Raw genomic sequence first — 9002 nt, forward strand, 5'->3', positions numbered from 1 at the left:
CCAGTGTTTTATATTCCTGAAGGAGTTTAGACGCCGTCTTAGGACCAATTCCGGCAACACCGGGAATATTATCCGCCGAATCGCCTATCAGGGATAGATAATCAACAATCTGCTCAGGCCAGACTCCCCGGTCATTAAAAACACCTTCCCGGTCTACTTCCAGGAGATTGCCATTATCAAATTTAATGATACCTACTCCATCCCCGGCAAACTGAAGGAGGTCTTTGTCTCCTGTAATGATAAAACAGGGACGTCCTTCCTGCCTTGATTTGACTGCCAGGGTTCCCATCAGGTCGTCCGCTTCGTATCCATCAACCCTCAGGGTAGGAATTCCCATAAGCTCAAGAATCTCTTCGATCACCGGGATTTGCTCAAAAAGATCATCCGGTGACTTATCCCGGGTCGCTTTATAGGCAGGGTACATTTCATGGCGGAAGGTTTTTGTTTTAGAATCCATAAGGACCACAAATCGTTCGGTTTTCCGTTTTTCAAGAATGCTCAGCATGGTCCGGATAAATCCGAAAACAGCAGAAATGTTTTTACCCTCGGCGTTACGCAAGGGTGAACGGATAAATCCAAAATATGATCTGTATATAAGGCTGTATCCGTCCAGGAGATAAAGAGTTTCTTTCATAATGTTATGTCTATCAGCCGCGGGGCTGCTTCCTTTTTGTGAGATTTGATAGAGATTTTACCCCGGCTACGCAGCCTTTCTTTTTCAAGCTGCATCATCCCTGAGCGCAAAGTGTCGCATCCTTCCCTACGGAGGAAGGCCGATTCATGCCTGATAGTTGCAAGCTCCATCAGTTCTGAGTCAGCCTGCTCCTTCAGAATCGGAGCTTGGGAAAGCCAGAGACGAATAATCTTTTCCTGATTTAATATTTTAAGGGAGAGTCTTTTTTCTTCGATCAGGACCTGGCTCAGTTTCGCCTTAAGGGGATTTCCAGCCAGCAGAATGAGTTGTTTTATGATTGAATTATATATTGAATAATCAGAATTAAGAGTCCTGATCAGATTTGAGAACCAGAAGACCTCCACTGCCACCAGGAAAATCCTTTAACCGGCGATGTTGACACCAATGGGAGAAGGTCCTGATGCGGCCTTTCCTTCAATCGATATCCATGCATCACGGAGCTCTGACATCATCCTTCTGATCTCAATCAGGGATTCAGGAGTTTTATCCATATTGGCTTGAAGGAGCTGCTGGTTGAAAAACTTATACAGATTATACAGATTCTGAGCGATTTCACCGCCTTTTTCAAAATCGAGGGAAGCCATAAGTTCTGTGATGATGTCTTGAGTCTTAACAATACAATTATGAACCTTGTCCAGTTTTTTATCGGCTTTCTGCATTTCCTCAGAGGCAATATCCAACTGTTTCACTGCCTCTTCATAAAGCATAACGATCAAACGTCCCTGACTAGCGGTTCGTACTTTAGTCTGATGATAGGCATTTAACGGATTTCTATTCATGTAAGAAAAGCCTCCCTGATTCTTCAGTATATTCTCGGCAGATTTCACTATTTTCTTTATAAAATTTTCGAGGAAAAATGGTTTTTTCCATGGTACAAAACCTAATATTCCTAACCATTAAAATCAACCCTTAAATCTGTCATTCCCATTAAGTCTTTTTTATTCCCTTCAGAATAAAATCTAAAAGCAGTCACCGGCTGCTTTTCATCATTTCCTGCAGATCCACAAATTCATATCCCTGCCTGAGAAGTTCCTCGATGATCATAGGCAGAACCAGAAAAAGATATTCATCCTGTGACTGATTTTTTCCAAGGGTCAAGGGTATTATAGAACCCGGTTTGACCCGGTTAAGGAGTTGTAAAGCCTGATCTACAACATCAAAACGGGATGAATCGACAGGATTTCTGAGGTTCAACCTGTCATACACAGGAATGTCTGTCCCAATAAAAACATACTCCATGGAAGCGCTGATATCCAGAATTGCTGCATTAATAGTGTAGAAAGGAGTATGCCAAAGCATGTCCATCTCTTTTCCCGTGGCAATAAAATAATCATCTTCATTCCGGGCCAGTCCCTTTTTCAAAAAGGTTTTATCTAACTGATACTCCGGATCGGACATGTCAAAATATGTATAAAAAAGGGAGCCAACTCTGTGGCCGGATTCTGCTATTAAACTGGTTTCTCCAGGATTGGCATGAATAAAATCACCATTGATAAAAATGGTCGCCGGGATTTTGTATTGCTCCAGGATACGCAGGACCTCAGGAACTGCTTCAGCTGTATCCACGGCATTGAGAACCAGGGCAATCTCGTTTTTATCTGTAGGAGCGCCGTGATCAAAATACCAGGGATTGCTTCCCGCGTCCCTTTTATGCTGAAGGGAAACATTCCGTGTCTGAGCACCAGAGTAGAGAGGAAGGAAGTCGCTTGTTTTATATCCCTCTATATTCCTGATTTTGAGGGATGACCCGAACCAGCCTCCTCTCTTTTCCTCCAGGTAAATTCGATACTCAGTATTACTCAGATTTGAGGGACCAAGTTCCACCCTGGATTTTTGAGGCAACCAGCTCAGGGCTTCATTGTATTTATACCATAAATCTTCGCATTGACCGTACAATTCTCCTGTAAGAGAAAAACCTGCCTGGCTGATCTGGCTGAGTCCGATATTCTCGGACACTCCTGAATCGGTATTTATTCTTCTGATTGTATCACGCCCTGCGCTGATATAGGAGTCACTCCTCCAGTAAAAAGCAAGGCTTCGATGATGAATCAGAGTTTTCAGGACTGTAAGAGAAGCCGTATTATAGATTTCAACTGAGCCGGATCTCAAAAGTGCAAATTGCATACCACCGGAATCAGAAGAAAGTCCAAAAATATCTCCTGATGCTAATTCCCGAAATCCCTGATCTTTCCCATCTTTGTAAGTCAAGACCTGACCTGTATTATCCCTTCGGTTGCGAAGAAAAAGCAGCAGAGTTCCGTCGTGAAGCCACAGAACTGTCTCAATCCGGGTATTCACAGAGCTGTAAAGGACCGGTGCCTGCTGAAAGTCCCGATTCTGGGAGGGATCATTATTCAGTGAAAATATCATTCCGTCAGATCCGTTTTTAAGGAGAAAGAGTCTCTTTCCATCCCTATCCAGGGAGTGGGAATCAAAAGCAGGATCATATGCAATGGGGATGCGGCCCCAGACAACTCCCTTACGGAAGGGATCAGAATAAAATGACCTGGTAAAAAACTCCGTGCTATGCACCCTGAAGAGCAGTCTGTCTTTCAGGATAAAAAGATAATTTCCGGGATTCCAGTGAACCGATTGTATGTCCTGGAAACCAATACTGCGGAAAGATTCTGCAGGGATGCGTCCTGCCTGATACTGATCAATTGAAAAGTAATAGAGATCTCTGCCCCGTCTATAAATGAAATATTTGGAATCAGGAGACCATTTCACCAGTTTTTCGATGTATTCATGTCTCAATTTGCTGGTGATACTCAAAGAAACATCCATTTCCCGGTCGTAAAGGATAAGAGAGGCTCCTTCTTCGTCCTCCTGAATGAAGACTCCATAACGTCCATCCGGACTCATTTCAAGAGGCTTCAGGGAGAGGGGAGACAGAGGATTACCATCGGAAAAGGAGGAGATAAAATTGTTTTCCTTCCAGTTTCCAATCTCCTCATCATAGCTGAAACATCCGAACTGATTATAAATCATCAGTTCCCTTCTCAGAGGGAAATAAAAGGATCTTTCCGGATAGAGGGTCAGGGCTTCAACATGAAGTGAATCCGCATTCCCCCTGACGAGAGTCTTGTATGACACACCCGAAGTGGAAGGGTTATTGACGGAAAGTATGATTTCATTTTTTTTGTTGATTTCTGGATCCGAGAACTGAAGTTTTCTGTTTTGAGCCTGAATCAAAAGAGATGGGAAGATTAGAAGTATGAATAATATGGTTTTTCTATGCATATTCTGTCTATTATCGGTCAGTTGTACCTATAAAAAGAGAAGATATCCCATTTACCCAAACTTAGTTAATGAGATGCTTTTGACAGGAAGGTTTCCAATTCCTCTTCCAGGTGATCAAGACAGCTTTCAAGTTTCTCTAACTCTATAAGCCGGTCTTCCAACTGAATCTTTTCGAGTTTATCCATGGATTGATTCAGGACCTGTGACATATCAGTTCTATTCTCGAGACTCTTCCCGCACCAGGGACAAAAACTGTAACATGAACCGGTTAACTTACCGCAGTAGGAGCAGAATTTTACTTCATCCATAGGGTCTCCTTAATAAAAACTGAAAAATCATAGCTTAAATATTAACCAGATCTACCAAAATCTCAATAGATTTATAAGCTTCCTCGCTTAAATCGTCTTTTTTCAGAAAACCTCTGATCAGAGCATCTGCGACCGGGATTCCAGGATCTCCGTCTTCCTGATACTGTTTTTCAAGGATATCTTTCCTGAACCCCTTATGCCCGTCAATAATCTGCTCCATCCGGTCGGAACCAATTCTTTTTTTCTTCCATTTCCCAAATTCTCGGTACAAAAGTTCCAACTCTGAATCCTGAGCTGCCTTAAAGGCTATTTTTTTGAGCCGATTCAACTCAGCAAGTACTTTTTTTGAATATTCAACCATAATTATAATAGCTCCGATGCCAGTTCTGCCAGGGGACTTCTTTCTGAGTGTCCCAATGTAATATGACCAGCAATATCAACATCCCGAAAGGCCTCAACCAGACAGGTTAAACCGTTCGATTCTGCATCCAGATAGGGATTATCAATCTGGTGAGGGTCTCCGGTGAGAACAACCTTTGTTCCTTCTCCGGCCCTGCTGACAATTGTTTTTATCTCGTGAGGACTCAGATTTTGTGCCTCATCAATGATGATAAATTGACGAGGCAAAGAACGTCCTCTTATATAGGTGAGAGCTTCTATCTCAATGATCTTATTATTCAGAACCTGATCAATGCTCTTTAAATTCTGCTTGTGGGCGACCTCTATGATGTATTCCAGATTATCAAAAAGTGGTTGCATCCAGTGACTCATTTTCTGGCTTTTTGCACCTGGAAGATATCCGATATCCTTTCCCATTGGTATGATGGGTCGGCTCAATAACACCCTGGTATAGTCTTTCTCCTCCATAGTAATATACAGACCTGCCGCCAGGGAAAGCAGAGTTTTCCCGGTTCCGGCTTTTCCAATAAGAGTAACAAGTTTTATATCATTATTGAGAAGGAGATCCAGTGCGATTCTTTGCTGCGGGTTAAGAGGGCGTATGCCAAGAACCGGTTCAATCGAGGACTCTACAGCTTTCAGCAAACCAGATGCCGCATCCCAGCGGGCAATATGGAAAGCCTTTGAATTACTCTTTTCTTTCAAAACTAAATACTGGTTTGGAAAAACATTAACATCCTTAAGAGTCGCTTCCCCGGTCTTTCTTAACTCATCCATGACCTGTTTTTCACCATGGAGTTCTCTGAAGCCATCATAGAGGTACTGGATATTGACTTTGTGCTTTTCGTAGTCTACAGCATGAATACCGATGGAAATGGCTTTTATCCTGGCATTAATATCCTTGGAAACAAAAAAAACATCCGGATGCTTATGCTGCAGGTATTTGGCACAAAGAATGATCTTGTTATCCATTTTTGCAGAGGTCAGTGATTCTTCAACAGACCGGTCAAAATCAAGGCTGACCCTGAGAGTCCCACCATTTTCAAGCTTAACGCCATGCTGCAGATTTCCATGACGACTGATCTCATTTAAGAAACGGAGAGCTGCACGAACACTCCGGCCACGGCCTTCATGCTCGCTTTTGAGTTTATCTAATTCCTCAAGTACCCAGATGGGAATAACAATGTCACTGTCTTTGAAAGACATGATGGCATCAGGCCTATGAATCAGAACATTGGTGTCTATCACGAAGGTCTTTTTCTTGTCTCTCATCAATGGAAACTCCCGTTAGATATGTGTCTTAATTATAGAATTATTCTGTTTTAGTAGCAATCGTTTTACAATCTTTATGATTCTCACGGGAATAGAGGAAATTAAGCAAATCTCTATTCAAATAGTGTAAAGGAAATTCTCCTATATTTAAAACGTTGTTTTAATTTTTTATATCAAATTGACAAAAGAAGAATAATGCGAGTATTCTTTGGTCGTTATGTATATTGTAATACTAGGTGCCGGTCTTGTGGGAACACAGCTAGCCAGGCAATTGATACTGGAAAAGAAGGACGTGGCTCTCATAGAGAGAGACTCTGAAAAAGCCAGAAATGCGGCGAACAAACTGGACTGTCTTGTCATCAATGATGAGGGGAACAGCCTCGAAGGTCTGACCAAGGCTGGCATCCAGAAAGCGGACATCTTTGTCAGTGTGACTGACAGTGATGAGACGAATCTCATCTCCTGCGGTCTCGTTTCTGCTGAATTCGGGAAGGTTAAAACCATAGCCAGAGTCCGAAATCTGGACTATTCCAGGACCAAGATGATCTCTAATTCCTTTTTGGGGATTGATTTTGTTATTAATCCCGAAATAGAAGCCGCCAGGATCATCAGTTATGCTGTCAGTCACGGTGCCCGCAGCGACATCATGCTCTTTGAGAACACGAGCCTACAGATGCGGAACCTGACAATCAGGCCTCTCTCCGCCTTTATAGGCCAGAGCCTTAAGTCGGTACGCCAGCATATGGATTTTGCATTTCTCATAGCCGCGATTCTCAGGGATGAGAATTATATCATCCCCTCGGGTGATACAATTATCCATGAGAGAGATCAGCTCTATATCATTTCTTCAGAAAAAGGATTTGAAACCATTTTCAAACTGGAGGATCTAAAGAAATCGGAGCTGAACAGGATTACTCTTATCGGAGGGGGCCATATCTCTGCTTATGTGGTCGATGAACTGACAAGTCAGGAAAACAGCAACCTGTCCCTCCTGGGGAAAACCCGCTTAGGCCGCCTATTTAATAAAAAGCAAAAAAAATCTCTTCAAATTATTGAGAAGGACTACGAACGCTGCAAAGAACTGGCAGAACGGTTTCCTCAGATACTGGTGACTCACGCCGATGTGACAGATGACAGTTTTAATGAAGAGGAATTCCTTGCCGGAACTGATCTTATCATCACAGCAACCAACAACCAGGAATTGAATATCATAACCGCAATCTATGCTAAAACACTGGGTGTTGATAAAGCCATGGCCCTGGTGGTAAGAAACAGTTACAGAAATATGGCTCACAACCTGAATGTGGATGTTACAGTCTGTCTGAATGATACTGTGGTCAATTCCATTTTGAAGATCATTCGCAAAGGAAATATTAAAAACGTTCATGCCCTGTCCGGGGGAAAGCTCGAAGTTGTTGAATTTCAGATTGAAGAACACTCTCCCATAGCGGGTAAAAGGATAAACGAACTCAAACTCCCTGAGAACTCTCTCGTCATATTTCTGTCTCATAACGGTCAGGATATTATTCCGACAGGAGATACAGTCATTGGATTCAACGACTATGTTGTCCTTATCCTTGAAAGAGAATCGGTTTCCCGTATCGAAAAGCTTATTTCCGGATGAAATTATGAAAATGAAACTGATTCTTCATGTCCTTGTCATCCTGCTGGCCATAATATCCCTGTTTATGCTGATTCCTGCAGGAATTGCCTTTTTTTATGGAGAAACTGAAAGTCTCAAGGCCTTCCTAATACCCATCCTTGTTCTTATGCCAATAGCCGCAGTTATTTACTTCGCGACCAGGAACAACAGAGATAAGGTCATGAGCCCCAGAGACGGATTTATGCTGGTCAGCCTGGCCTGGATCAGCTCCTCTGCCATGGGAGCCCTGCCTTTTTACCTTTCCGGTGCTATTCCCAATTATACGGACGCCTATTTTGAAACCATGAGCGGCTTTACGACAACAGGAGCTTCCATCCTGACAGCCATTGAAGGTCTTCCCTACTCTATTCTATTCTGGCGGAGTCTGACTCACTGGCTGGGAGGGATGGGAATCGTCGTGCTGACAGTTGCCATTTTCCCCCTCCTCGGGATTGGAGGTCTTCAGCTTCTCAAGGCTGAGGCTCCGGGACCATCGGTTGATAAAATTACTCCCAAGATTGCTCATACGGCTAAAATTCTCTGGTTTATCTACCTTGGTCTGACTGTTCTCGAAACAATGCTCCTCCTCCTGGGAGGGATGAACCTCTTTGATTCTCTGACTCATACTTTTGGAACCATGGCCACCGGGGGATTCAGTCCGAAGAATACAAGCGTCGGTTTTTATAAATCACCTTATATCCATTGGGTGATCACCATATTCATGGTGATGGCCGGGATGAACTTTGCCTTGTATTTCAAACTGTTGACCGGCAGGATCAAAGGCATTCTCATCGATTCAGAAATGAAAGCCTACCTTGGTATTTTTCTGACGGCTTCTCTGGCCATCACAATTTCCCTGTTAAAGACTGATGTTTATGATGGATTTTTTGAGGGTTTACAGTATGCATCCTTTCAAGTGGCCTCGATTCTGACCACCACTGGATTCGCAACCACCGATTATGACCTATGGCCAGCCTTCAGTAAGACCATATTGTTTCTGATGATGTTCATCGGAGGCTGTGCCGGATCTACCGGGGGGGGGATCAAGGTTGTCAGGATAGTGACTCTTTTTAAATTGTCTGTGAGAGAACTGAAAAGGTTGATCTATCCCCGGAGTGTATTCCACCTCTGGTTGAATAAAATGGTTGTCAGAAAAGATATTATTTCTGTGATTACCGGGTTTGTATTTCTTTACATATTTACACTGCTGATAACCACAGTTGTCGTTGCCGCGGGGGGTTATGATATTCTCAGCTCATTTTCAACGGCTCTTGTTACGGTAGGAAATATAGGGCCGGGTTTTAATCTTGTCGGCCCGACGATGAACTATTCCTTCTTTCAGCCCGGCATTAAGTGGTTTCTCAGCCTGGCCATGATGATGGGACGCCTTGAAATTTATACGGTGATGGTACTATTCATACCTCATTTCTGGAAAAAGCTTTAATTA

The 9002-nt window shown here is 43.0% G+C and carries 9 protein-coding genes; 2 read left to right on the top strand and 7 right to left on the bottom strand.

Going from position 1 to position 9002, the window contains the following annotated elements; translation table 11 throughout:
- From PF479_RS03935 to PF479_RS03965, 7 genes are all read right to left on the bottom strand, one after another.
- The coding region (locus tag PF479_RS03935) for a 5'-3' exonuclease H3TH domain-containing protein (RefSeq protein WP_298002401.1) at positions 1-634 on the bottom strand (634 nt) is incomplete at its 3' end.
- Entirely contained in the window at positions 631-1044 is a 414-nt protein-coding gene (locus tag PF479_RS03940) for a hypothetical protein (protein ID WP_298002402.1), read from the bottom strand. The genes PF479_RS03935 and PF479_RS03940, both read right to left, overlap by 4 nt.
- Before the next feature lie 12 nt (positions 1045-1056).
- Entirely contained in the window at positions 1057-1473 is a 417-nt protein-coding gene (gene fliS, locus PF479_RS03945; RefSeq protein ID WP_298002403.1) for a flagellar export chaperone FliS, read from the bottom strand.
- A gap of 190 nt (positions 1474-1663) precedes the next feature.
- Complete coding sequence (locus PF479_RS03950) at positions 1664-3934, bottom strand: polysaccharide deacetylase family protein (protein ID WP_298002405.1); 2271 nt, start codon at positions 3932-3934, stop codon at positions 1664-1666.
- Positions 3935-3999: 65 nt separating this feature from the next.
- Positions 4000-4242, bottom strand: a complete 243-nt coding sequence (locus PF479_RS03955) for a hypothetical protein (RefSeq protein ID WP_298002407.1) — start codon at positions 4240-4242, stop codon at positions 4000-4002.
- Between the two features lie 34 nt (positions 4243-4276).
- The gene (locus PF479_RS03960; protein WP_298002409.1) at positions 4277-4603 is read right to left on the bottom strand and encodes a hypothetical protein; all 327 of its coding nucleotides are present in this window, start codon (positions 4601-4603) and stop codon (positions 4277-4279) included.
- Positions 4604-4605: 2 nt separating this feature from the next.
- Positions 4606-5913, bottom strand: coding sequence for a PhoH family protein (locus PF479_RS03965; protein WP_298002411.1), 1308 nt, complete (start codon positions 5911-5913; stop codon positions 4606-4608).
- Positions 5914-6130: 217 nt separating this feature from the next.
- Here PF479_RS03965 and trkA point away from each other — a divergent pair, with 217 nt between their 5' ends.
- Positions 6131-7537, top strand: a complete 1407-nt coding sequence (gene trkA / locus PF479_RS03970) for a Trk system potassium transporter TrkA (RefSeq protein WP_298002413.1) — start codon at positions 6131-6133, stop codon at positions 7535-7537.
- 4 nt (positions 7538-7541) lie between these two features.
- Positions 7542-8999: a TrkH family potassium uptake protein gene (locus PF479_RS03975; protein ID WP_298002415.1), complete on the top strand. Its 1458-nt coding sequence runs from the start codon at positions 7542-7544 to the stop codon at positions 8997-8999.
- Positions 9000-9002 lie beyond the last annotated feature (3 nt).

Origin of the sequence: Oceanispirochaeta sp., assembly GCF_027859075.1 — a bacterium.
Lineage (GTDB): Bacteria > Spirochaetota > Spirochaetia > DSM-2461 > DSM-2461 > Oceanispirochaeta.

Coding starts and splice junctions, on each gene's coding strand:
- PF479_RS03950 (WP_298002405.1), bottom strand. CDS start 3,934: ATGCATAGAAAAACCATATTATTCATACTTCTAATCTTCCCATCTCTT.
- PF479_RS03975 (WP_298002415.1), top strand. CDS start 7,542: ATGAAAATGAAACTGATTCTTCATGTCCTTGTCATCCTGCTGGCCATA.
- PF479_RS03960 (WP_298002409.1), bottom strand. CDS start 4,603: ATGGTTGAATATTCAAAAAAAGTACTTGCTGAGTTGAATCGGCTCAAA.
- PF479_RS03955 (WP_298002407.1), bottom strand. CDS start 4,242: ATGGATGAAGTAAAATTCTGCTCCTACTGCGGTAAGTTAACCGGTTCA.
- trkA (WP_298002413.1), top strand. CDS start 6,131: ATGTATATTGTAATACTAGGTGCCGGTCTTGTGGGAACACAGCTAGCC.
- fliS (WP_298002403.1), bottom strand. CDS start 1,473: ATGAATAGAAATCCGTTAAATGCCTATCATCAGACTAAAGTACGAACC.
- PF479_RS03965 (WP_298002411.1), bottom strand. CDS start 5,913: ATGAGAGACAAGAAAAAGACCTTCGTGATAGACACCAATGTTCTGATT.